This window comes from Ruminococcus sp. RTP21198st1_G1_RTP21198_201120, from assembly GCF_040924265.1.
Classification (GTDB): Bacteria; Bacillota; Clostridia; order Oscillospirales; family Ruminococcaceae; genus Hominimerdicola; species Hominimerdicola aceti.
Genome location: NZ_JBCOMH010000006.1, coordinates 62,038 through 86,012, shown reverse-complemented (window position 1 = coordinate 86,012; position 23,975 = coordinate 62,038). Strand labels below are relative to the sequence as shown.

Annotated in this window: 28 protein-coding genes and 1 pseudogene; 22 read left to right on the top strand and 7 right to left on the bottom strand. The window is 43.3% G+C overall.

From position 1 onward, the window contains the following. Window positions 1-13: 13 nt before the first annotated feature. From AB5627_RS05355 to AB5627_RS05280, 16 genes are all read left to right on the top strand, one after another. Window positions 14-382 (top strand): hypothetical protein, encoded by a 369-nt coding sequence (locus AB5627_RS05355; protein WP_022288096.1) that lies wholly within the window; start codon window positions 14-16, stop codon window positions 380-382. Then, window positions 383-739: a DUF6751 family protein gene (locus AB5627_RS05350; RefSeq protein ID WP_022288097.1), complete on the top strand. Its 357-nt coding sequence runs from the start codon at window positions 383-385 to the stop codon at window positions 737-739. Further along, on the top strand, window positions 736-1,173 hold the full coding sequence (locus AB5627_RS05345; RefSeq protein ID WP_022288098.1) for a minor capsid protein: 438 nt from the start codon (window positions 736-738) through the stop codon (window positions 1,171-1,173). Before AB5627_RS05350 ends, AB5627_RS05345 begins: the two co-directional genes overlap by 4 nt. After that, window positions 1,170-1,613 (top strand): hypothetical protein, encoded by a 444-nt coding sequence (locus tag AB5627_RS05340; protein ID WP_022288099.1) that lies wholly within the window; start codon window positions 1,170-1,172, stop codon window positions 1,611-1,613. The genes AB5627_RS05345 and AB5627_RS05340 overlap by 4 nt, the downstream gene beginning before the upstream one ends. A 14-nt stretch (window positions 1,614-1,627) precedes the next feature. After that, on the top strand, window positions 1,628-2,143 hold the full coding sequence (locus tag AB5627_RS05335) for a hypothetical protein (protein WP_022288100.1): 516 nt from the start codon (window positions 1,628-1,630) through the stop codon (window positions 2,141-2,143). Between the two features lie 80 nt (window positions 2,144-2,223). Further along, a complete protein-coding gene (locus tag AB5627_RS05330; protein ID WP_022288101.1) occupies window positions 2,224-2,745 on the top strand; it encodes a hypothetical protein in 522 nt (173 codons plus the stop codon). Beyond that, on the top strand, window positions 2,742-3,314 hold the full coding sequence (locus AB5627_RS05325; RefSeq protein WP_022288102.1) for a Gp15 family bacteriophage protein: 573 nt from the start codon (window positions 2,742-2,744) through the stop codon (window positions 3,312-3,314). The genes AB5627_RS05330 and AB5627_RS05325 overlap by 4 nt, the downstream gene beginning before the upstream one ends. A gap of 2 nt (window positions 3,315-3,316) precedes the next feature. After that, window positions 3,317-5,833, top strand: a complete 2,517-nt coding sequence (locus AB5627_RS05320; RefSeq protein WP_022288103.1) for a phage protein — start codon at window positions 3,317-3,319, stop codon at window positions 5,831-5,833. A gap of 12 nt (window positions 5,834-5,845) precedes the next feature. Beyond that, a complete protein-coding gene (locus AB5627_RS05315; protein WP_022288104.1) occupies window positions 5,846-6,214 on the top strand; it encodes a hypothetical protein in 369 nt (122 codons plus the stop codon). A 12-nt stretch (window positions 6,215-6,226) separates the two neighbouring features. Further along, window positions 6,227-7,306: a hypothetical protein gene (locus tag AB5627_RS05310; protein ID WP_265290750.1), complete on the top strand. Its 1,080-nt coding sequence runs from the start codon at window positions 6,227-6,229 to the stop codon at window positions 7,304-7,306. 27 nt (window positions 7,307-7,333) lie between these two features. Beyond that, on the top strand, window positions 7,334-7,687 hold the full coding sequence (locus tag AB5627_RS05305) for a hypothetical protein (RefSeq protein ID WP_278650055.1): 354 nt from the start codon (window positions 7,334-7,336) through the stop codon (window positions 7,685-7,687). Between the two features lie 14 nt (window positions 7,688-7,701). Continuing rightward, window positions 7,702-9,798, top strand: a complete 2,097-nt coding sequence (locus tag AB5627_RS05300) for a hypothetical protein (protein ID WP_368369712.1) — start codon at window positions 7,702-7,704, stop codon at window positions 9,796-9,798. Further along, window positions 9,795-9,950, top strand: coding sequence for a hypothetical protein (locus tag AB5627_RS05295; protein WP_368369711.1), 156 nt, complete (start codon window positions 9,795-9,797; stop codon window positions 9,948-9,950). Before AB5627_RS05300 ends, AB5627_RS05295 begins: the two co-directional genes overlap by 4 nt. Beyond that, the gene (locus AB5627_RS05290; protein WP_368369710.1) at window positions 9,943-10,089 is read left to right on the top strand and encodes an XkdX family protein; all 147 of its coding nucleotides are present in this window, start codon (window positions 9,943-9,945) and stop codon (window positions 10,087-10,089) included. The genes AB5627_RS05295 and AB5627_RS05290 overlap by 8 nt, the downstream gene beginning before the upstream one ends. Further along, window positions 10,089-10,556 carry a phage holin family protein gene (locus tag AB5627_RS05285; protein WP_265290770.1) on the top strand — a complete coding sequence of 156 codons (468 nt, stop codon included), beginning with the start codon at window positions 10,089-10,091 and terminating at the stop codon, window positions 10,554-10,556. Before AB5627_RS05290 ends, AB5627_RS05285 begins: the two co-directional genes overlap by 1 nt. Window positions 10,557-10,559: 3 nt before the next feature. Further along, window positions 10,560-11,240, top strand: a complete 681-nt coding sequence (locus AB5627_RS05280; protein ID WP_215650328.1) for a CHAP domain-containing protein — start codon at window positions 10,560-10,562, stop codon at window positions 11,238-11,240. 54 nt (window positions 11,241-11,294) lie between these two features. Here AB5627_RS05280 and AB5627_RS05275 read toward each other — a convergent pair whose 3' ends face one another. The 5 genes and pseudogenes from AB5627_RS05275 to AB5627_RS05255 form a co-directional block, all read right to left on the bottom strand. Then, on the bottom strand, window positions 11,295-12,173 hold the full coding sequence (locus AB5627_RS05275) for an FRG domain-containing protein (RefSeq protein ID WP_022287982.1): 879 nt from the start codon (window positions 12,171-12,173) through the stop codon (window positions 11,295-11,297). A 93-nt stretch (window positions 12,174-12,266) separates the two neighbouring features. Further along, window positions 12,267-14,054: an AbiH family protein gene (locus AB5627_RS05270; RefSeq protein ID WP_333635087.1), complete on the bottom strand. Its 1,788-nt coding sequence runs from the start codon at window positions 14,052-14,054 to the stop codon at window positions 12,267-12,269. Window positions 14,055-14,254: 200 nt separating this feature from the next. Beyond that, window positions 14,255-14,353, bottom strand: a pseudogene (locus tag AB5627_RS05265) (manganese catalase family protein); the annotation flags it as partial. Next, window positions 14,353-14,616: a spore coat protein CotJB gene (locus AB5627_RS05260; protein ID WP_117939057.1), complete on the bottom strand. Its 264-nt coding sequence runs from the start codon at window positions 14,614-14,616 to the stop codon at window positions 14,353-14,355. The pseudogene AB5627_RS05265 and the gene AB5627_RS05260, both read right to left, overlap by 1 nt. After that, window positions 14,600-14,848: a spore coat associated protein CotJA gene (locus tag AB5627_RS05255; RefSeq protein ID WP_046440720.1), complete on the bottom strand. Its 249-nt coding sequence runs from the start codon at window positions 14,846-14,848 to the stop codon at window positions 14,600-14,602. The genes AB5627_RS05260 and AB5627_RS05255 overlap by 17 nt, the downstream gene beginning before the upstream one ends. A 308-nt stretch (window positions 14,849-15,156) precedes the next feature. Here AB5627_RS05255 and AB5627_RS05250 point away from each other — a divergent pair, with 308 nt between their 5' ends. The 6 genes from AB5627_RS05250 to AB5627_RS05225 all read left to right on the top strand — a co-directional run bounded on the left by AB5627_RS05250 (window position 15,157) and on the right by AB5627_RS05225 (window position 20,731). Beyond that, complete coding sequence (locus tag AB5627_RS05250) at window positions 15,157-16,359, top strand: ABC transporter substrate-binding protein (RefSeq protein WP_022286763.1); 1,203 nt, start codon at window positions 15,157-15,159, stop codon at window positions 16,357-16,359. Window positions 16,360-16,578: 219 nt separating this feature from the next. Further along, window positions 16,579-17,460 carry a branched-chain amino acid ABC transporter permease gene (locus tag AB5627_RS05245; RefSeq protein WP_041337265.1) on the top strand — a complete coding sequence of 294 codons (882 nt, stop codon included), beginning with the start codon at window positions 16,579-16,581 and terminating at the stop codon, window positions 17,458-17,460. A 143-nt stretch (window positions 17,461-17,603) separates the two neighbouring features. Then, on the top strand, window positions 17,604-18,623 hold the full coding sequence (locus tag AB5627_RS05240; RefSeq protein WP_081856082.1) for a branched-chain amino acid ABC transporter permease: 1,020 nt from the start codon (window positions 17,604-17,606) through the stop codon (window positions 18,621-18,623). 1 nt (window position 18,624) lies between these two features. Next, window positions 18,625-19,383, top strand: a complete 759-nt coding sequence (locus tag AB5627_RS05235) for an ABC transporter ATP-binding protein (RefSeq protein ID WP_022286766.1) — start codon at window positions 18,625-18,627, stop codon at window positions 19,381-19,383. A 13-nt stretch (window positions 19,384-19,396) separates the two neighbouring features. Next, window positions 19,397-20,107, top strand: coding sequence for an ABC transporter ATP-binding protein (locus tag AB5627_RS05230; RefSeq protein ID WP_022286767.1), 711 nt, complete (start codon window positions 19,397-19,399; stop codon window positions 20,105-20,107). 12 nt (window positions 20,108-20,119) lie between these two features. Next, window positions 20,120-20,731, top strand: coding sequence for an AAA family ATPase (locus AB5627_RS05225; RefSeq protein WP_138338869.1), 612 nt, complete (start codon window positions 20,120-20,122; stop codon window positions 20,729-20,731). Between the two features lie 58 nt (window positions 20,732-20,789). Here the strand turns inward: AB5627_RS05225 and AB5627_RS05220 are convergent, their stop codons facing one another. Beyond that, window positions 20,790-22,169, bottom strand: a complete 1,380-nt coding sequence (locus tag AB5627_RS05220; RefSeq protein ID WP_265290767.1) for an NAD(P)/FAD-dependent oxidoreductase — start codon at window positions 22,167-22,169, stop codon at window positions 20,790-20,792. A 104-nt stretch (window positions 22,170-22,273) separates the two neighbouring features. Continuing rightward, window positions 22,274-23,641 carry a magnesium transporter gene (mgtE, locus tag AB5627_RS05215; RefSeq protein WP_117958104.1) on the bottom strand — a complete coding sequence of 456 codons (1,368 nt, stop codon included), beginning with the start codon at window positions 23,639-23,641 and terminating at the stop codon, window positions 22,274-22,276. Between the last annotated feature and the right edge of the window lie 334 nt (window positions 23,642-23,975).

Genomic DNA, 23,975 nt, shown 5'->3' with positions numbered 1-23,975 from the left:
GAGGTGCGGCAGTATGAAAGCATATGCAAGCGAGAGCTATTATATAGGCGTTTATCTTTGCGGCAGAGAGCCTGACATATCTGCCGCTTTTGACTTCTATGCAATGCAAGCCACAAGCCTTATGAAGCAATATACCTTTGACAACGTTGACGAGAACGATATCCCCGAAGAAGTGAAAATGTGCTGCTGCGAGCTTGCGGAGAATATCTTCAAGGCAGAGCAGGAGGGCGGCACTCAGGGGGTATCTTCCGAAAGCGTTGGGGGTTGGTCAAAGTCATATGAAAGCTCAGATATCCGCAGGCAGAACGCTGACAGAGCCGTTCACGATATCGTGTACAAATGGCTCAGCGGAACAGGGCTGCTTTACAGGGGGGTGAGGTAAATGCTTGCAAACAGCGATTGCACGGTGTATCTTTTCGACAAGCAGACAGAGGGATTTGTGCGGAAGTATGCAGAGAAAGTTTACTGGTGTGAGAATAAATCGGGAAGTATCGTGAAAAGCGGTATGCAGACCTCAGACAGCACAAGGGTGTATTTCTATGACGATAATGCACCGAAAACCCCTGCAAAGGATATGCTTGTGAGAGGAAAATGCGAGTTTGAGTTCGATAATCAAACGCCGCAGAGCATATCTGAGAGCATGAAAATGTTCCGTGCGGAGTATGACTTTGTTACGGTAATGAGCATTGATGATTATATGTTCGGCGGTCTGCCACATATGGAGGTGAGCGTGAAATGAAGATAGGTCAGCCTATGGACAGCAGGGCTATCACTTGGGATAAGTCCTTTGCAGGCAAGTATTCAGATCGCTTTGATAAGGCTCAAAAGTTCATTGACGCCGAGTGCATAAGGCATATGGTGAAGTATACACCTACCCTCAGCACTAATCTGAGAAAGTCTGCCACGAGAGGCACAAAAATAGGCAGCGGCAAGATACAGTATCTTGCACCTTACGCACGCTATCAGTATTACGGCAAGCTTATGGTATCATCTGTTACAGGCTCGGCATACGCCCGACAGGGTGAAAAGAAAGTGCTGACGGACAAAGACCTTGTTTACAGCACTTTTAAAGAGCCACTTGCCGGTAAGCTTTGGTTTGAGCGAATGAAAGCCGACAAGAAACAGCAAATACTCAGAGGAGCGACGGCGATAATTGGAGGCAAAGCGAAATGAACATAATCGAGCTTGTGAAAGATATCTTGCAGCAGTTTCCGAAAATATCGGAGGTTTGCAACGATATCCATATCGACTTTACCGACGATACGCCAACAAATTACGGCTTGTCCTCAACAGGCGACAGCCTTATAAGCTCTGATATTCTGGGCGGTCAGACAAGACAGCATAACTTCATTCTCTATGCTGTGTATCAGTCTATGAACGACTTTGACAGAATGTCAAACAGCGGTGTGCTGCTTGAATTGCAGATGTGGCTTGAAAGCTATGCAGACAAGCACCGAGATACCACGTTCACTACCATAACAGAGGGCGAGGAAAGGACAGGCGTTCTTGAAAAGCTCACCTGTGCAAACGGAATGATATACGCAATACCAAATGAAAATACGAACGATACTGTGCAGTATCAATTGCAGATAGCGGCACAGTATCAGATATAAAAGGAGGAAAACATATGCCTGATTATTCATACAAGAGTGGAAAGCTCAACAGAAGTCATCTTCTGCATTATCTTGACACTACATTCGCAGCGGTCGCTTCATCACCAAGCTGGTATCTTCTCGGCAAGGACGTTGAGGACGCAAGTGTGGAGCTCAATCCTGACACTTCCACAAAGAAGAATATTCTTGATGAAACCACAGTTGAGGACAATGGCTATGAGCCTGAGTTCGACCTTGACACATTCTATGCAAAGCCCGGTGACGCACTTTACGAAAAGCTCAAGGATATCATGATGAATCGTCTTACCGGTGATGCCTGCAAGACAAGCGTACTTGAAGTCATCGTTGACAAGACCACAGGTGCGTATGACGCATGGACGGAAGATGTCATAGTCAAGCCGCAGTCTTATGGCGGACCACAGGGGGGCGTAAATATCCCGTTCAACTGCACCTTTGCAGGAAACAGAGTGAAAGGCTCTGTCACTTTTGCGGCAGGCGTGCCAACGTTTGCAAAGGCTACGGAAGAATAAACTATATGACAAACATATGAAAGCACTTCGTTCAGAGCGGAGTGCTTTTTGTTTGCCATAATACAGAAAGGACGATAGAAATGTCAATGCAGTCAATAGATTTTAACAGCGGCAATTACAAAGAGTACGCTATAAACGGCGACGAGAACAGAGTTATAAGGATAAACGTGTCAGACGTTGGTATCATCACAAGGATACAGGACGCTATGAGCAAGGCTGACAATATCGCAGAAGAAGTGTCAGAACGTGAGAAGAACGAGGACAGAACTCAGCTTCTCAAAGAGTATGACCAGCGTGCAAGAGAAATGGTCAATGACATATTTGGAACCGATGTGTGTACGGCGGCGCTCGGAAGCGTGAACGTGTTCTCTGTGGCTTCAAACGGCAAGCCTGTGCTTGTGAACTTCCTTGAAGCGCTTCTTGTTGTGGTGGTGCAGGAGATAAAGTCAGCACAGACGGCGGCTCAGATAAAGCTCGAAGAAAAGGCGGAGAAGTACACCGCACCTGTTATCGCTCATCAACATATTGCTCAGCCTGTGGTCAACGTGGCGGAGCTTTCTGACGAGGACAAAAAGGCTCTGCTTAGGGAGCTGCTGAAATGATAGGCAACTTGCCAACAGCCCTTGAAATAGACGGCAGAGAGTATGCCATACGCTCAGATTTTCGGGCCATACTGCGGATCTATTCAGCCTTTGCAGACCCTGAACTTGACGAGCGTGAAAAGTGCTATGTGTGTCTTAAATGCCTTTACGCTGAGGATATCCCACGAGAGCATTTGCAGGAGGCTGTCAACAAGGCTTATTGGTTTGTGGGTGGTGGAGATGTTCCGCAGGAGAGCGTTCAGCCTGCAAAGACTATTGATTGGGAGCAGGACGAGAGTATTATTTTTCCTGCGGTGAACAAGGCGGCAGGCTTTGAAACGAGGACGGTAAAATATCTTCATTGGTGGACTTTTCTTGGCTATTTCAATGAGATAGGCGAGGGGCTTTTTTCGTCTGTTATAGGCATACGGCAAAAGCTTAACAAGGGCAAAAAGCTTGAAAAATACGAGCAGGAGTTTTACAGAAACCACCGCAATATGATAGACCTTAAACGAAAGCTCTCAGCAGAAGAGCAGAGGGCTGAAAACGAGGACAAAGAGTTTCTGAAACAACTGACGGGAGGTGAATGACAATGGCTGACGGGTGCTTGAATTTTGACACCAACATAAACAAAGAGGGCTTTGAAAAGGGCTTGAAAAGTCTTTCCGATATGGTGGGGGATATCAAGCCAAAGCTTAAAAGCCTTGCAATGGCTCTGACAGCTGCATTCTCCGTCAAGAAGCTTGTGGACTTCGGCAGGCAATCCATAGAAACAGCCTCAGACCTTGCGGAAGTTCAGAACGTTGTTGATACGGCTTTCGGAGAGTCCAAGCAGAAAATGGAGGACTTCGCTGACACGGCTGTTAAGACCTACGGCATTTCAAAGCTCACCGCAAAGCAGACAGGCTCAAACTTCATGGCAATGGCGGCAGGAATGGGTCTTGCCAATGACAGTGCAAGCGATATGGCTATGGCTCTTACGGGGCTGTCTGCGGATATGGCTTCGTTTTATAATGTCGGTCAGGACGTGGCAAGCACAGCGCTGAAATCAATTTTTACAGGCGAAACTGAGACCCTCAAACAGTTCGGTATCGTTATGACGGACGCCAATTTGCAGGCTTATGCACTTTCAAAGGGTATCACGAAATCAACTGCCGATATGTCGCAGGCTGAAAAAGTCCAGCTGAGATACAATTACGTTATGTCGCAAACGGCTCTTGCACAGGGCGACTTTGCAAAGACGTCTGACAGCTGGGCAAACCAGACAAGAATACTTTCTGAACAATGGAAAGAGTTCGGAGCGACTATCGGCACTGTGCTGATGAACGTTCTTCTGCCTGCTGTCAAGGCGATAAACAGTCTGCTTTCACAGCTTATATCTTTGGCACAGGGGGCAGCGAGGTCACTTTCAGAGGCGTTCGGCTTTGAACTAAGCAACAGTGCAGACGAGGCTCAAAGCATAGTGAAAAGCACCTCTCAGGCGGCGGATAATTACAGCGATATAGCCGACAATGCACAACAGACTCAGGAGGCACAGGAAGGATCTCTTGCAAGCTTTGACCAGATGAACAAGCTGAATGATGAGAGCAAGTCAGATAGCACTGGGGTCAGCGGAGCTGGGGAGATAATGCAGCCTTCCGGGACTAGCGTTGAGGTGGATGCGGGAAAGGCAAATAAAAAGCTGTCTGACTTTTTCAAATCAGCAAGAACTCAGTTTGAAAAGCTTGCAGACTATCTTGATAAGAATTTTAAGCCTATTTTCGCTGATATATGGAGCGGACTTGAAAGAGAGAGCATTGAACTTGCTCAGATACTCGGCGGCGTTTTCAGCGATATAAAGTCGCTTTCCGAACCGCTCAAAGCTTATTTTATAAACGATTTTACACCGCTTATGCAGACCGCTTTCAGCACGCTTGGCAAGATAGGCATAGGACTTTTTGACAGCTTCAACAAGGTGTTTTCTGATATCTGGAATGTGGCAGTGTTCCCTATACTGCAAAACTTTCTCACTGTAGGATTACCCCTAATGGCGGATTTTGGCACGCAGGTATGGAACACTCTCGGCGTACTGTTTGATAACATAAAAGAGATCTTCGATACCTTGTGGAACGGCGTTGCACAGCCTGTGTTGAACGCCTTGAAAACACTGTGGTGCGATACTTGGCAGAGCATTTCAGACTTTTGGAACGAGTGGGGACAGCCTATATTTGACGGCATAAACGAGGGTATAACCACCACAAAGAACGTATTCCTCAACCTGTGGGAAACAGTCTTGAAACCTGTGTTTGACAAGCTCATGGACGTGGCTGACAGCGTTTGGACGGAGCACTTGAAACCTCTGCTTGATGAGTTTCTCGACTTTGTTGGAACACTTATCACAAGCGTTCTGAGCATTTACAACAAAGCCATAGCACCCGTTGTGAACTGGCTTGTGAGCATACTCGGACCGATAGTCAGCAGTGTGCTTGGTAAGATAATAAAGACAGTGGGCAATGTCATAAGCAATATAATTGACGCCGTGAAGAACATCATTTCAGCACTTAAAGGCGTTGTGTTGTTCATAGCGGGAGTGTTCACCGGTGATTGGAAAAAAGCTTGGCAGGGTGTAAAGAAGATCTTCAAAGGCGTATGGGACGCACTTGTTGACATAGCAAAAACACCTATTAATTTGATAATCGGGCTTATAAATGGTCTGACAGGTGCAGTTGAGGACGCTTTGAATTGGATAATCGACGGCATAAACGAGCTGAGCTTCACGACGCCTGATTGGCTTCCCGGTGATCTTGGCGGTCAGACATTTGGCTTTGATCTAAGCCAAATTGATATCCCCGAAATACCCAAACTTGCCCAAGGTGCAGTGATACCGCCGAACTCTGAGTTTCTTGCAGTTCTGGGCGATCAGAAGCGTGGCACGAATATCGAGGCACCGCTGGATACTATCACACAGGCTGTTTTGCAGGCTCTTGTGTCATACGGCGGAGCGGGGGGCAACCAGAAGATAAGTGTTACCATACCGCTGACTCTCAACGGCAGGACTATCACACAGATAGTTATTGATGATATCAACGACTATATCAAGCGCAACGGCAGGTCGCCCATAAGGGCATAGGAGGTGCAGAAAATGAAAAGCAGAGGACTTATATTCGGCAGCGAAAGGGTCGCCACACCTGCGGAAGTGAGCTTTACAAACAACAAGATATGGTCGAACAATGCAGGGCGGACGGCTAACTGCAAAATGGTGGGCGATATAAGAGCCATAAAGAAAACTGTCACGCTGAAATGGTATCATCTCACAGGCGAGGAGACGGCAAAGCTCAATGAGTATATCTCCAACGTTGACAGTCCGTTTTTCAGTATCACGCTCCTTGATGAGACATTTCAGGAAAGCACCTTTGACGTTTACGCAGGCGACCCAACTTATGAGGTTTTTGGCTGGGACGAGAATAAACAGTTCTGCAAAGGCGTTGCGGTGGACTTGATAATGCAGTAAGGGGGCGTTTGAATGTACAAAACAGGGGAGCTTGTGGCACAGCGTATTGAGAGCTATTGCCGTACTTGGCGACTGTGGATAGAGAATGCAGAGGGCGTTATATCAGGTGACAGCATTATGTCAGCTGATAGCTCCATGCAGGCAACAAGCCTTTCCGACGACATCGAGCTGGGTGCCGTGTGTTCGCAATCGTGGAACATGACCATAAGTGCCACTGAAACAGCGTTTCTCGGCAAAGAGTATGACACATATCTATATCTCGTAGACTACGAAACTAGCGGCATACTTTCAGACGAAAAGATACCAATGGGACGTTTCACCTGCGTAAAATCAAAGAAATCGGGCGGCAGTGTCCAGCTGACAATGGCGGACAGGCTGTACTTTTCGGATAAGTCATATGTACCTCACATACCTATGCCAAACTGGAATAAAGCAGTCGAGGACGACATTTGCAGACAATTAGGATTGCAGAACGGCAATGACTACACAGAGGTGCGACTACTGCGTGACAAGAACGGCAGAAGGCTGATAGATAAGAACGGCAAGGTGCTGTACTCAAAGTATTTCTATTTCAAGGTCAGCTCAGTGCCAAAGGACGTGACCATGCGCCAAATGTTGTCTTATCTTTCCTCTGCACAAGGTCAGTTTGGTTATGTTGACAGGTACGGAAAGTACGTCCGAAAGTGGTATGGCAAGTCTGTGAAAACATTGGATAACAACACAATAGACCTGCCAACACTGTCTGAAAGGCAGAACGCTATCGTGGGCATTATCTGCAAAGTGAGTGATGATGTAACGCTGTCGCTTGGTGTGACAGATACAACACGAGGGCGTGTGCTGGAATTTGAAAATCCATACATGACCGAATCACTTTTGCAATCTCTGTGGCGCAGGATAGGAGGTTTTTCGTGGTACACCACTGAGCTATACCACAGACTTGGTGACCCACGTTTCGACATAGGTGACGTGGTGACCTACACCAACGGCGCAGACAGCTATGACATACCAATAACGAATTTAGGATTTACCTTTGACGGCGGACTTTCAGCAGACATTTCTGCGGTAGGTCTGAGCGTTGAAGAACAGCTTTAAGGGGGCGAGATAATGGCTGATGAAAATTTGACATTGACACAAGACATCACAGAAAATGACTATCCTATGCAACACGCAGGTGAGGAAATCGATGAAATACTGAGCCGAGCCGGCAAGATACACTATGGCACTGTGGAATACAAGATGACGAAAGCGAATCCATTGATGCAGATACCGCTTGGACTGACCTTTGCACCTAAACAGGTAATAGCAACGCTACGGCAGACAGACACACCAACACCATATCAGAACTACTGCACCCACGTTTATGGGTCAGGAACGTCATACTATATGAGTGTCTGCATGGGAGCTAATAACGGGCCAACATTGGAAACCGTTCCAACAGGAACATACTATGTTGACTACATTGCAATAGAGTAAAGAGGGGTGATTAAATGACGATAACATTAAATGCAGATTATGACGTAACACTGAACACTGCATTGCTGGGCTATGTCGGTGAAACTAATGCCCGTCCTGTGTCGGTCGAAGGGCTGACAGTAGACGGCGCAGACCGCTATGTGTTAACGATAGACTACGGCGACGGCACTGCCTATGAGGTCGATATCACAGACGGCACATGGACGCCTACTGCTGATATCTTGCGGTCGGCGCAGACAGTCAGCTGTCAGATATGTGCAAAAAAACTGTCAGGCGATGAGTATATTTTAGTTAAAAAATCACGCATTTTCCGTCTGAGAATAGGTGCGGCTATCGGTGATAATGCCGTGCCGTCACCTGATGTGGCGATGGACGCACTAGACCGCATAGACGCCATAGGTAAACAGGCGCACGCAGATATGCAGACAGCCGTCACCGCCGCAGAAACAGCGACAACGTCTGCTGAGGACGCAAAGAAATCTGCCACAGCCGCAGGAGTATCAGCCGATACGGCAACGCAGGCGGCAAGCCGTGCTGAGACCGCAAAGGCGGCGGCTGAAACGTCCGCAACACAGGCAGACACCGCCATGCAGGGTGCAGAAATCGCACGTCAGCAGGCGGTCACTGCACAGAACGCCGCAAAGATATCCGCAGCCCAAGCATCAACGGCGGCACAGCAAACCACAGCTGATAAGAATATAACAGCAGGCTACGCTAAAACTGCTAAGACCAATGCTGACAGCACTGCGGCAGACAGACAGGCGGTGCAGGAAATGGCGGAACAGGTCACGGTTGACAAGGCGACAGTGGCAGAAAATGCCGCTAAGGTCGCAGAAGACAGAACAGCCGCTGAAACCGCTGCGCAGACAGCACAGGCGGTGGCTGACAGTTTGCCTGATGATTATGTGACGGCTGTCGGGAAGATAGCCGAGAATACAGCTGAAATAGCTAACGTAAAGCTGACGGATAAAGAGTTGCAAAGGCGTGTGGACGCACTGTATTCCATCGGTCAGGGTGTGACCCATAAATTTGAAACGGACAGCGAAACGGCGTATCAGAAAGCAGTGCCTACAGGTGGTAAGCTGATGAGCGTGAAGTCAATAGGCGGTCATTCTGAGGTCATTGACGGGGAAATTGTTAGTGCTGGGGTGACAGAGGTTGTGGAGCAGGGACGAAATTTGTTTGATGTTGAAAAATGTGCAGCATTAGGTCTGTATTACGGTTTTGAAATTGACACAAATAAAACACTACAAATAGCCCTGAAAGACGAAAAAACGTGTCCGACAAATGTGTCGTTTGGAATTGTGTATGTTCATGGCAACACAATGGCAAACTGGCTGATTACATCGAATGGTGTCAGAGAAACTATAACAAATTCTAGGGATATGACCGATTCAACACAAATTATGGTGGCATGTTATCCAGGTAACAAAGAAACCATGCAATCAATAGCTGACGCATTTGATATAATGCTTGTGGATGGTATATACAAATCAGATACCATGCCAGCCTACGCCCCCTACCACAGCAACGTTTACCCAATCCCAGAAACCATTAGGGCACTGCCTGGCTACGGTTGGAGTGCAGGAACGGCACGAAACTACGTTGATTATGAGAATAAACGATACGTTCAGTGCGTGAGCAGCGTTGATTTGGGGACGCTGGCATGGTCATATCGACCCGAACAGCAACGATTCTATGCGATTGCTGATAGTATAACAGGAAAATTTTCTGAATCGTTCGGAATCGTTCCAAATATAGTTGTCGCAAAATATGACATAGTTTGTTTCAATGATATAACGACTAAAACCGATAACATGAAGGCTTCTGCGGTAAAAACAGCAAATGATTATATAACTATACGGAACACCGCCTACACCGACGCTACCGCATTCAAACAGGCAATGCAGGGCGTAATGCTATATTACGAATTGGAAACCCCTATCGTCACCGACATTTCAGACCTGATACCTGATGATTTTCTACGAAACGTTGAGGTCGAAGCAGGCGGTTCAATCACGTTCAGAAGCAGCAACGACAGCTATCGCATACCTGTTCCGAACGAAGAAGAGTATATCGTGAAACTATCAGAAGTGGGAGATACAACATGACGGAGCTACAGAAGAAAATGATGAAAGCCGCAGGGCTGACGGAAGATAATTTCAGCAAACCAAAGGTCACCGAGATAGACAGGATAAAGGCAAACGTCGATTTTCTGGCTATGCTGAACGGTGTAGAATTGGAGGTGAGCGGTGATGAGTAAGAACTACGTCAAGGTCAAGAGGTACTATGACAGCCGTTTGTGGTCGGTTGCTATGGTAAACGCCGCCGTCGGCAAGTGGATCACGGCTGAGGAGTATACAACAATCACGGGACAAACATACGAAAGCGAGGAACAGTAATGAAAGAAAACACAGCAAAAATCATCATATCAGCAATAGCCGCAGGGCTGTCAGCGTATTTCCGTGTCATGGCGATACCTATAGTCATTCTGGTTCTTGTGATGATCATTGACTACATTACAGGAATGTGGAAAGCATGGAACAGGGGCGAACTTTCAAGCCGTGTCGGTCTTAAAGGGCTTTTCAAAAAGGTCGGCTACATATTTGTGGTGGCGGTGTCAGGCGTACTTGATTGGCTCTTTATCTCAGGACTTTCGCAGATAGGCATTGAGGTAAACGTCAGCTTTTACTTTGGCCTTATCGTGACGATATGGTTTATCATCAACGAGTGTATTTCTATCTTGGAAAATCTTGCGGTGATAGGTATACCACTGCCGTCATTCTTGGTGAAAATCGTACACAAACTGAAAATCACAGTGGAAAACAAAGTGGATACAAACGAAGATACAAACGAAAGTGAGGAATAGAAAATGACATATGATGAGTTTATCAAGAAGCACAATGGTGTAGCTGTTAACTATGACGGCGCAGCAGGCAAACAGTGTGTAGACCTTGCAACGGCATATTTCAACGAGGTCTTCGGCTCAGGTATCAAGAATTTCTGGTATGACGCACATCACTTTTGGGATTTGTTTGACAAAAATACTTGGCTGAAAGCGAATTTCACAAAGGTAAAGAACACGCCAAGTTTCGTGCCGAAAAAGGGCGATGTAGCGATATGGTCAGGCACGTTGAATGGTGGCTGGGGTCACATAGCAATCTGCACCGGTGAGGGCAACACGAGTTATTTTTATTCGTATGACCAGAACTGGAGCGGAAAAGCCTGCACTAAGGTCAAGCATACTTATGACCACATTGCAGGCTTCCTGAGACCAAAGAAGCAGAGCAAGATAAGTGCGAAAGTGCTTGACAAGACAGGTTACAAGCAGGGCAACAAAACAAACGGTGTGCTTGCGCTCAAGGAGCTGCTGCTTATTGCAAAGGCGGTCAAGCTTCACAACGTAGGTATGGACAAGAACGGTACATATGGAAAAGGTACTGCAAAGGCAGTTAATACCCTGCTGAAAAAGTGGGGGTACAGCGAGAACGGCATTGCAGGCGTGAACTTCATCAAGAAGCTCAGCGACGAGATTACAAAGAAGATTAAGTAGGTAGAATTTCAGCCGTCTCGGACTTTTATGGGTCTGAGGCGGCTGATTTTTTTGTTATAAGCCAATATTTTGTTTGATCATTCTGCAACCAATATCCAAATTTTCAGGGAACAATGTAGATTCGTCTATACCAAGAGATTCGAGATGACTTAAAATATCAAGTTTATCTTCCTTTGGAATTCTTATCAGCTTTTTGATTAATGTGTCTTTCTTAGATAAGCTTTTGATGTTATTAATAAAACAAAAATCTTCATTCACTACTGCAAAGGATTCTACATAATTGGAATAGACAATTTCATTAGGAAAAATCAAATAGCTTCCACTTTGAGCTTTTTGTCGAGTAGTGTACTCCGGTAATTGTGCCCATATTGGTTTATAGTGTGAATTGCAATATTCGTCAACTCCAGATGAATGCATATTTGGAGTTACCCTATAATCTAATCCATTAATTTTCATAAATTTTTCTACCGAGATTTTATAGTCAAATTTATAAAAGCTTGACAAAGCAATGGTATCTTGATCATCACCATATGACAAATTATCGTAAGAAAAAACTATAACCTCACCGTCATCTATTGAATTTCCATTATCTTTGCAGGCAAAGTAAAGCGCAACCAGCGGATTAGATGTAACGTCCAACAATCTCGTAGGAATGCCATAATGTTGAAGCCTTGAAAGTAGTTCCAAATCATTCTTTGCGGTCCCAAATATTTCGGGGTATTTGTTTTTGGCTTGTCTTATTAACTTAGATTCAAATTCTAAATACGTCTGTTTGCTATTCGGAAGATTATGACATATTGACGGAATTATGCTATATTTATAATTGTTTTGCCCTCTGTATAAAAGTGTATTTTGACCTTTTACCTTATTTAATTTATGGATTATGTCTATGTACTCAGAAATGTTATTAACTATAATACGTTTTTTACTCATTTTATCATTCCTCTATGATGTTTTCAACAATTATAATTTTTAAATAATTAATATAACTAAGAGCTTAGTGATATCACTTTAACTAATATTCAGCTAATAAATGTTATCAAAGTATCCTTTCTCTTTGAGTAAATTTAGCAAATAAGTATATTTTATGCGATATAAATTGTTATCTCCAGATATGTGATTACTTATTATTTCTATAAGTTTTTCTGGATTTACATAATATCTCAAAAGGAGTACACACCTCCACATCTCTTCATCTGATCCATATGAATGGTTTGATCCTTTTATTATATCTTCAATCAATGAAATTGCTTGCTGTTCATCAATTTTAATTCCCGCTTCCAAGAGGCTAAATATTTTTTCACAGCTATCAGAATCAGATATATGATATGACTTTGCTTTTTTATCGGCATTGTATGTGTTTACTAAATCCATGAAATTTGAAATAATTTTTTGGTATCTTTGAGGTGAATTACCAACTCTCTTGAATTCAGAAGGCGAGTAAGTCTCGTTTTTTGTAGAGCCATAGAGATCTTTTGCCATATTTAACATCTGATCTGTTAGATTATTGTCGATATAACCACTCGTGGTTATGGCTACAAACAAGTCGATAACATTTCTTTGTTGTCTGAAATATGTTTTATCGCTATTGCCTAAATGGTCTTTTATTTCGTTTATTCTATATTCTATTTCTTGTTCAGATAGTTTAAATAATTCAGAACAGTCTCTTATATCCCTCATTATTCGCCATCCTGAATCATCTATGTTTATCATCGGTTGCTGCTTTACAAATTTTATCTTTGGTTTTGCCTGATGAACCCATTCATTAAGCTTATCGGGTCCAATTAAGTGAACTAAGTTGCATATTTGTTCGCTGTACTGATTGCTGTTATTATAGTAGATTGTAATGATTGTTTTTTCATTTTCTATAAAGTCTAATAAAACATCACGATCAGTACTTGCTAAAGAATGACCAAAGATATAAATGTTATGTTTTATAATGTAATTAGTGTGATTTATCTCATCTATCCACTTTTTATAGTCACAATTTGTCCCTTTTATAAGTCGCTGATAATATTTTTTAAATTCAATAAAATTTGTGTTGGTGAATTTTTCATCTTCATTGAGATAATCATCTATGCCCAATACCATATTGTTAGTTACCATTGTATTATTAATATCAGCTTTGCCATGTATGTAATCACACTCGACATCATCATTATATAGTTTAAGGTAGGTGTTAGTATAATTGAAAGTTAGAACTTTATCAACTTTAAGATTATATATGTCCAATGACAATAACCGTTTGTCTATATTTTTTACAAAATCTTCTAAGTAAATTTCAAAGCATCTAATAAGTTTATTAAGATCTAGAAGTAATCTTTCTTTTAAATACTTCATAGTTGCATCTTGGCTTTTGTGTTCGGTATAGTATTTTTTTATAAAAAATGTAAAAACTTTAGCTTGTATACCAATTAAGTTAAATACGCCAGAACTTTCAGATAAAATAGGGGATAACTGCTCAATACTTTGTATTACTCCAGATATTTCAGTTTCAAAGTCAACCCAATATTCCCCAAGTATTTCATTGTCTGCTCTTCTTTGATAAAGCCAATTTATCCAAATGTTGTCTTTTAATAATTGGTATATTTCGTCTATATATACTGAGCGCTTTGAGTTGATATTAAAATTATTCTCATCAGTAAATAGATATTGTTTCATATCTTTATCTATTTTGCGAATGAGTCTTTTTCTTTCTTCTGGATGAATTTCTTTCAGAACACGTACATTTCCTAAGAAATCCAAAAAATCAGTATATTTTGTCGGCAATTTGTGAGCAAGATCAAATCCGTTTCCAATTATAAGAATATTCATTTTATGTCAACTCCTTTGCTATTTGTATTAATTATAGCATAATAAATTATCCTTACTCAACAAAAACATTTATAAAATTTGGAATTTCAGCATTTTGTATCTTTTTAGCAAGAAATAATTGTTAATATTGCATAATTACTTAATGTGATTATTGTATTTCGATGTGAAAAGGCTAGATTTTTTTTATATAACTTTTTAAAGTCCGCACCACCAAGCTGCGAGATAATGACCTTAGCCAAAGCAGGATTAGGGTTAGCGATCTTAACGGGGTATTGCAGCTTTTTTTCATATTGCCACATTAGTCAACACTCCTTTCCCACGGAAAAGGTGATGTTACCCATTCCCATTTCTTGGACGAATTGTTCTGCGTGATCGTCAATGGTCCGTATTTCTCATTGTATTGCGCAATAAGCTTCTCTTTTTCTGCCTTGTGGCGAGCAAAATATGCCAGACCATCTCTGCAGGCAGGGTGGCTGTCGAGGTAAAGATTAGCCTCTACAAGGGCAAAGCTGCACGCCTGTATCTTTCTAAGAAGCCTCTCCTTTTCACTTAGTATGGGCATTCTTTACAGCCTCCTCTCCTATAAAAGGTTTGTCTATGGACGGGAAGATAGTTCCTCTTGAAAGTCCTACATCTGCTTCATAAGGCTTCTCCCACATCTGAAAAGGCACATATGCCATCGCCAGCGGCGTATCCTCAGGAAATCTTCCTTTCGGAAAAGGGCAGGCAGGTGTGTTATCCTCTGTGTCGTCAGCAAGTATCCTGCCTAACGACAGATTGTCAAACATATCCAAATAAGTTCACTCCTTATGTTGTCTGAATCTCATATACCACAGGTTTCGTGTGGCTGTTTTATCATATGCAGCTTATAAGTTAGTGGTGTATGTATGCAGGATATTATCAAAAAACTTGCAAATCGTTCATTGAAAATACACAAAATTAATTTTCTGTGAACGCGCATATTGTTTGTAACAATAAACATAGTTTAAATAACGTTAAATTTGTAAGATTTAATATTGACAAATCGGGCTTCTGCGTGTTATATTAATACTATTGAAAAAAAGCATATGCAGTGACATATGTGAACGAAGGAGAGATTATTATGAAAAATGTCAAGAGAATTCTTGCATTAACAGTTTCGGCTGCCCTTGCAGTTTCTTGCTTTGCAGGTTGCGGAAACGGTGCAAAAAAGAACAGCGATACTATCGTTATCGGCTGCAGCGGTCCGCTCACAGGTGACGCTGCACAGTACGGCGTTGCTGTTAAGAATGCTATCGAGCTTGCTGTCAAGGACGTAAATGACGCAGGCGGAATAAACGGAACAAAGCTCTCATACGTTTTCGAGGACGATGAGGCTGACTCAGGCGATAAGGCTGTAAATGCTTATAATGCACTGAAAGACAATGGTATGCAGGTAATGGTCGGAACAGTAACAACAGGTTCTTGCCTCGCAGTTATTGAAAAGACAAAGCAGGATAACATCTTCCAGCTTACACCTTCTGCATCTGCTCAGGACGTTATCAAGAACGATAACTGTTTCCAGGTATGCTTCACAGACCCTAACCAAGGTAAAGGTTCTGCCGACTATATCGCAGAAAACAAGCTTGCTACAAAGATAGCTGTAATTTACGACAGCTCTGACGCTTATTCATCAGGTATCTTCAACACATTCAAATCCGAGGCTGAGGCTAAGGGTCTTGATATCGTTGCAGAGCAGTCATTCACAAAGGACAGCAAGACTGACTTCTCAGCTCAGATAAGCGCAGCTAAGAATGCAGGTGCAGACCTCGTGTTCCTGCCTATCTACTATCAGCAGGCTTCACTTATCCTTACACAGTGCAAGTCAGCTAACTACAACCCAACATTCTTCGGTTGCGACGGTCTTGACGGACTTCTTTCTATCAAGAACTTTGATACTTCACTTTGCGAGGGCGTAATGCTCCTTACACCATTTGCTGCCGACGCTCAGGATCAGGCAACTCAGGACTTCGTTAAGAAGTATAAGGACGCTTACAACGGCGAAACACCTAACCAGTTCGCTGCAGACGCTTATGACGGCGTAATGGTACTTGCAGAACTCATGAAGAAGGAAGGCATCACAGCTGATATGTCTGCTTCTGATATCTGCGATAAGCTCAAAAAAGCTATCTCTGATAAGGACTTCTCATATGACGGACTTACAGGTACAGGCATGAAGTGGGGCGAAGACGGTGCCGTATCTAAGGACCCTAAGGCTGTTATCATCAAGAATGGTGCTTATTCAGCACTGACAGCTGATGACATTGCCGCTTCTACTGCTCAGTAATAGCTGAAATGAAGTGCGTACAAAAAGTACGCTTAATATGAAAAAACCGGCAATTGCGAAAAATTGTCGGTTTTTTTGATTTATTTCATTAAAATGTGTTGCAAAAACTACGGGGTTATGTTATAATTTATTGTATATTGTGTTTATGACAAGGACAGATGTAATATATGTGATTACATCTTGTGTTTTGTCTATTCCAAAAGGAAGGAATGTTTGTATATGGGTTTTCTTAATAACCTCATCAACGGAATAAGCCTCGGCAGTATATACGCAGTTATAGCTTTGGGCTATACGCTTGTATATGGTATTGCCAAAATGCTTAACTTCGCACACGGCGATGTTATTATGGTGGGCGGATATGTTATATTCACCTGCATGACCACATGGGGACTAAACTCTTGGCTTTCCATAGTTCTTGCAGTTATTGCCTGCACACTTCTCGGTATAGTCATCGAAAAGGTGGCGTATAAGCCGCTCAGACAAGCTACTTCGCTTGCGGTGCTTATCACTGCCATAGGCGTCAGCTACTTTTTGCAGAACATCGCACTGCTTATATTCGGTGAAAAGCCTGTAAACTTTACATCAGTTGTAAACGTGCCGAGCATCAAGCTTTTTGACGGACAGATAGTTATTTCCGGAGAAACATCAGTTGCAATAATCGTATCTATACTCATTGTAGTTGGTCTTTCATTGTTCATCAACAAAACCAAGAGCGGACGTGCAATGCTTGCAGTATCTGAGGACAGAGGTGCAGCTCAGCTCATGGGCGTAAACATCAACCGCACTATCTCTCTTACATTCGCTATCGGCTCAGGTCTTGCTGCAATTGCAGGCGCACTGCTTTGCTCAGCTTATCCTACGCTTCAGAACACCACAGGCGCAATGCCTGGTATCAAAGCGTTCGTTGCGGCGGTATTTGGCGGTATCGGCTCAATACCGGGCGCTATGATCGGCGGTATCCTTATCGGTGTTATCGAGATACTTGGACGTGCCTATATCTCACCACAGCTTGCCGACGCTATCGTTTTTGCTGTTCTTATACTTGTGCTTATCATTAAGCCTACAGGTATCCTCGGCAAGAAGATAAGCGAAAAGGTATAAAAGTCAACTTAAAATTTTCGAGCAGACTTGCTTTGCAGTTCTGTTTTATCTGAAAGGATTGGTTTTTTGTGAAAAAAGAAGGGGCTAGCGCAAAAACAAAGTTTTTTAAGCCGCAGACCAGAAAAAGCTTTATCACATACGCAATGGTAATAGTTGCCTTTGTGGTAATGCAGATACTCAGCAGCGGCGGATATATCTCAAGTATGCTCACAGGACTTCTTGTTCCTCTGTGTGTATACTCTATACTTGCAGTATCCCTTAACCTGACAGTTGGTATACTTGGCGAGCTTAGCTTGGGTCAGGCAGGCTTTATGTGCGTTGGCGCATATACAAGTGCGATATTTTCTATCGTTACTTCTGAAACTATTGAAAATGTGTGGATCAGATTTCCTTTGGCTATCCTTATAGGCGGAATAATTGCCGCAGTGTTCGGCATACTTATAGGAATACCTGTTCTCAGACTTAAAGGTGACTATCTCGCTATCGTTACACTTGCGTTCGGTGAGATCATAAAGAACGTTTTCGCAGCACTTTACCTTGGTTATGATTCTAAGGGCGTTCACGTTTCTCTCAAAAGTCTGTCAAACCTTAACCTTGAGCCTGACGGAAAGCTTATACTGAACGGCCCTCAGGGTATCAGCGGCACACCTAACGATTCTACATTCATTATCGGCGCTGTTATGTTGCTTATCACTCTTATCATTGCCTATAACTTTGTATATTCAAGAACGGGCAGAGCAGTAATGGCTATCAGAGATAATGTTATCGCAGCCGAGTCTGTAGGTCTTAACATCACAAAATATAAGCTTGTTACTTTTGCGTTGACTGCATTCCTGGCAGGCTGTGCAGGTGCGCTTTATTCTCATAACTTCTATACGCTCCAGGCTTCTAAGTTCGACTATAACCTGTCTATCCTTATCTTGGTATTCGTTGTTCTGGGCGGTATAGGCAGTATCAGAGGAAGTGTTATCGCAGCTATCGTGCTTGTTCTGCTTCCAGAAATGCTAAGAAGCATAAACAGCTACAGAATGCTTATCTATTCTATCGTCCTTATCGTAATGATGATAATAACTTCAAATGAAAAAACAAAGACTTTTATCAGTGCAAATACTGCTAAGTTCAAGGCTTTGTTCAAGCGTGAAAAAGTAAAGGAGGCTGAGTGATATGGCACTTCTTGAAGTAAAAAATCTCGGCATTTCATTCGGCGGACTCCGTGCAGTTGACGAGTTCAGCATAACAATAGAAAAAGGTCAGCTCTATGGTCTTATTGGGCCGAACGGAGCAGGAAAGACCACTATCTTCAATATGCTCACAGGCGTTTATAAGCCAACAGACGGCACAATCGTTCTTGACGGAAAGAACATTACCGGCAAAAACACTATCGAAATAAACCGTGCAGGCATTGCCCGTACATTCCAGAACATCAGACTTTTTAAGGATATGACGGTGCTTGACAACGTAAAGGTCGCACTTCACAATCATTATAAATACAGCACCTTTACAGGCGTTTTCAGACTTCCAAGATATTTCAAGCTTGAAAAGGCAATGGACGCAAAGGCGCTGGAGCTTCTGAAGGTTTTCGAGCTTGACGATAAGGAGAGTTTGCTTGCTTCTGGACTTCCGTATGGCGATCAGAGAAAGCTTGAGATCGCAAGAGCCCTTGCAACACAGCCGAAGTTGCTGCTTCTTGACGAGCCTGCTGCCGGCATGAATCCAAACGAAACAGCGGAGCTTATGGATACTATCCGCTTTGTAAGAGATAATTTTGATATGACGGTGCTGCTTATCGAGCATGATATGAGCCTTGTTTCAGGTATCTGCGAAAAGCTGTCAGTGCTGAACTTTGGTCAGCTCCTCTGCGAGGGTAAGACAGCGGAAGTGCTTAAAAATCCTGAAGTTATCACCGCATATCTGGGCGAATAAGGGGGTAAGTAAAATGGCAATGTTGGAAATCAATGATCTGCACGTCAATTATGGCATGATAGCCGCTTTGAAAGGTATCTCCTTTGAGGTAAACGAGGGCGAGGTCATTTCCCTTATCGGCGCAAACGGAGCAGGAAAGACCACCACTCTGCACACCCTTACAGGTCTTATCTCTGCAAAATCGGGTTCTATCAAATTCAACGGCGTGGAGCTTACAAAAACTCCTGCACACAAGATCGTGGAAATGGGTATAGCACACGTTCCTGAGGGAAGAAGAATATTCCAAAACCTCACAGTGCTTGATAACCTTAAGCTTGGAGCATTTACAAGAAAAGACAAGGAGAATATACCGAAGGATATTCAGGATATATACGAGCGTTTCCCTAGACTTGCAGAAAGAAAAAATCAGATAGCAGGTACTCTTTCAGGCGGTGAGCAGCAGATGCTGGCAATGGGCAGGGCGCTCATGTCAAGACCTAAGATAGTTGTAATGGACGAGCCGTCAATGGGTCTGTCACCGATCCTTGTGTCAACCATATTTAAGATAATCGAGGATATCAGAAAGAGCGGCACAACTGTACTGCTTGTTGAGCAGAACGCAAAGAAAGCCCTTGCTATCTCAGACAGAGCTTATGTTCTTGAAACGGGCAAGATAGTTCTGTCAGGCAAGGCGTCTGATCTTATCAATGATGAGTCGGTCAAGAAAGCATATTTAGGTGAATAGGAGTTGAGCTTTATGGCAAGGATCATAACCATTGCAAGGGGCATCGGCAGCGGCGGAAGAACTGTAGGAAAAATGCTGTCAGAGGATATGGGTATAAAATATTATGATAAGGAGCTTATAAAGCTTGCAAGCGACGAAAGCGGCATAAATGAACGCTTTTTCGGGCTTGTTGATGAAAAACTGAAAGGTTCTTTTCTGAGAAAGGGCGGAGTTTACAAGGGTGAGCTTCTTGACCCTGATGATCACGACTTTACTTCTGACAGAAATCTTTTCAATTATCAGGCGAAGATAATAAAGCAGCTTGCAGACAGAGAGCCTGCGGTAATAGTTGGCAGATGTGCTGACTATATCCTCCGTGACAGAAAAGACGTGCTTAAGGTTTTCATATATTCTGATATGGAAACTGCGGTCAAGAATATCGTCGATCTGTATGGTGTTTCTGTAAAAGAGGCTGTCAAGATAATCGAAAAGACAGACAAGGAGAGAAGCGATTATTATCGTCACTACACAGGCAGGGATTGGACAAATGCGAAAAACTACAATCTGTGTCTTGATACCAGCGACATGAGCTATGACAAGTGCGTTGATATCATTGAGGGATATATAAAGCTTCTTGAAGAGTAAGGCATAAAAATAAAGCCGCATTGCTTTTTTTGCAGTGCGGCTTTTGTGATATATGAAATCAGTTAAATTTTTCTGAAATAGTCCTTGCGGCAAATACTCCTGATGCAGAAGCCTGCGACAGAGAGTGCGTAACGCCTGAGCCGTCGCCAAGGACGTAAAGACCTTTGACAGCAGTTTCAAGGTTCTCGTCAACGTCAACTCTTGAATTGTAGAACTTGACCTCAACGCCGTAAAGAAGCGTGTCGATATTCGCCATACCGGGAGCTATCTTATCCAGAGCGTATATCATTTCGATAATATCGTCAAGCTGTCGCTTTGGGATAACAAGGCTCAGGTCGCCCGGAGTAGCTTTGAGAGTAGGGTTAAGGAACGTCTGACCAAAGCGGTGTTCATTTGTACGTCTGCCTGCAACAAGGTCACCGAAACGCTGAACAAGCACTCCACCGCCAAGCATATTAGACAGCCTTGCGATAGACTCACCGTATGCGTTTGAGTCCTTGAAAGGCTCAGAGAATGTGTTGGATACCAGCAGAGCGAAGTTTGTGTTCTCAGTTCTCAGTGCAGGGTTAGCATAGCTGTGTCCGTTTACTGTGATGATGCCGTTTGTATTCTCGGTAACCACCTCACCGTATGGGTTCATGCAGAATGTTCTTACAAGGTCGCCGTATTTCTTTGTGCGGTAAACTATCTTGCTTTCGTATACCTTGCTTGTGATATGCTCAAAAACAGCCGCAGGTATCTCAACACGAACGCCGATATCAACTCTGTTTGAACGCCTTTTGATACCAAAGTTGTCGCATATCTCAGATATCCATTTTGAACCGCTTCTGCCTGCCGCAACAACAGCGTTTGAGCAGTGATACTCGTCCTTGTCTGTGATAACAGTGAAGTCATTCTCCTTGCCTGTTATACCCTGAACACTTTCATAAAATTTTATGTCTATCTTGTCCTTGACAAAGTCATAGATGTTCTGGAGTATCTGCATATTTCTGTCAGTGCCAAGGTGTCTTACCTGAGCGTCAAGGAGGTGGAGGTCATATTTCAGAGCCATTGCCTTGATGTCGGAAGAAGTTGTGGAGTAAAGCTTAGCGTCCTGACCGCCCATTTCAAGGTTTATCTTGTCAACATACTGCATAAGCTCGATAGCCTTTTCCTTGCCGGTAAATGTGTAAAGGTCACCGCCGAAATTGTTTGTGATGTTATATTTGCCGTCCGACATTCCGCCTGCACCGCCGAAGCCGTGCATAATGGAGCATACCTTGCAGTGAATGCAGGACTTAATTTTTTTGCCATCTATAGGACACTTACGCTTGCTGACAGGTCCGCCCTGATCAATAATGCAAACTTTTATGTTTTTGTCAAGCTTGACAAATTCGTATGCCATGAATACGCCGGCTGCACCTGCACCGACAACAACTACGTCATAATTCTGAGCCATAACTATTTCCTTTCAAATCAAAATCCAATTTATTTTTATCCATAAAACGGGCGGCCGCACCTTTGCAGAAGATAGCCTGAAAGGAGATAACCGCCATATTTTTTCTATTTTATATCAAATACGATAGTAGCCAATGTGAAGAATATCAGTGTTGAGCAAGTGTCAACGATAGTGGTGATAAGCGGGGCAGCCATGATAGCAGGGTCAAGATGAAGCTTCTTGGCAGCCATTGGGAGCATACAGGCGATGAGCTTTGAAAGCACAACAGTTGCCATGATAGCCATACTTACCGTGAACGCAAGCTTGTAGCAATCCACAGATGTGTCACCGTGATACACCAGAACTATTCTTATAGCATTGACTATAGCAAGGATAACGCTGCAAAGAAGCGCGACTCTGAACTCTTTCCACATGACCTTGAAAAAGTCTTTCATTCTTATCTCTCCAAGCGCCATGCCTCTTATAACCAGGGTCGAGGTCTGAGAGCCACAGTTTCCGCCTGTGCCACTAAGCATTGACAGGAAAGATACCAAAACAGGGACAGCCGCAAAAGCAGACTGATATTTGTTTACGATAGCACCCGTAAGGGTAGCCGACAGCATAAGTATCAAAAGCCATGCTATTCTGTTTTTCGCATGAGTGAAAACAGAGGTCTTGAAATATGAATCGTCACTTGGCGCAACGGCAGCCATTTTCGAGAAGTCCTCAGTGGTCTCCTCCTCAATAACGTCCATAGCGTCGTCAAATGTAACGATACCAACCATGCGGTTTTCTCTGTCAACAACAGGCAGAGAAAGAAAGTCATATTTTGAGAACATGGAAGCAACATACTCTTTATCCTCAAGGGTATCAACGGAAATAACGTTGTCCTCCATTATGTCCTCTATTTTATCGTTATCATCAGCAGTTACGATATCAAGCAGTGAAAGCACGCCCACGAGCTTTCTGTTCTCAGTGACATAAAGTGTATTTACAGTTTCCTTGACCATACCAACGTGTCTTATCCAATCCAGTGCTTCCTTGGCGGTGTAGCTTCTGTGAAGATAAACGTACTCGGTGGTCATAATAGAGCCTGCACTGTCTTTAGGATATTTGAGTATCTGATTTATCTGCTTTCTCGTTTCAGCGTCAGCAGACTTGATTATCCTTGCAACAACATTTGCAGGCATTTCCTCGATAATATCTACCGTATCATCAAGATAAAGGTCGTCAACGATCTCCTGAAGCTCTTTATCCGTAAAGGCATTGATAAGCATCATTTGTGTATCGCTGTCCATATAAGCGAAAACGTCAGCCGCAACGTCCTTGTTCAAAAGACGGAACAGCAACGGAAGCTCGTATTTCTCGACCTCGTGATCGTCATAAAACTGCTGCAAAAGAGCAGCCACGTCGGCTTCGTTCATATCCATAAATATCTCACGGATAGCCTTGTAGTTTCTGCTTTTGAGCAGCTCCAATACTGTGTTAAACATTATATTCCCCCTAACAGCAGCGGTAATAAGCACAACAGTACAAATAATTGTACTTATACCAACTCTGTACAAATATAAGGATCTACCAAAACACAGATCGTCCTATTCAATTAAAATTGATATTTAGATCACAAAAAGGCTGCCACAAACGGGCGAGCCGCTCTGCAATCGAGGGGCGATCGTATTCTGACTGGCGTCGTCCATTTGTACACACTCCTTAAAAATCATGATTTATGCACGTTTTTACTATTCGCACACATAATATTATTATACGCTTACCTTGTTTTTTTGTCAAGAAATTGTTTAATTTAATTTTATGAACGTGCTGTAAATT